Below are 287 nucleotides of genomic sequence, written 5' to 3' on the forward strand. Positions count from 1 at the left end.
GGTTTCGAGATATTCAGCCAGAATCATATCGATATCGTGATAAGCGACTGGATGATGCCCGGCCTGTCCGGTCCGGACCTGTGTCGCAAACTCCGCGCTGTCGAGTCGGAGCACTACGTCTACATCATCTTGCTCACCACCAAGTCGGAGAAGGATGAGATCGCGCAGGGCTTCGATGCCGGGGCCGACGATTTCCTGTCCAAACCGGTTCATGCGGTCGAACTCATGGCGCGAATCACGGCTGGTGAGCGGGTCATGCGGATGGAACGGGAACTGACCACGAAGAA

1 protein-coding gene is annotated in these 287 nt (G+C 57.1%); it reads left to right on the forward strand.

Features of this window, described 5'->3' with window-relative positions; translation table 11 throughout:
* Positions 1-287: response regulator (locus E0702_RS16855; RefSeq protein ID WP_132045709.1), on the forward strand; the 287-nt coding region annotated here is incomplete at both ends.

Source organism: Halomonas marinisediminis (assembly GCF_004347715.1).
GTDB classification, from domain to species: domain Bacteria; phylum Pseudomonadota; class Gammaproteobacteria; order Pseudomonadales; family Halomonadaceae; genus Halomonas; species Halomonas icarae.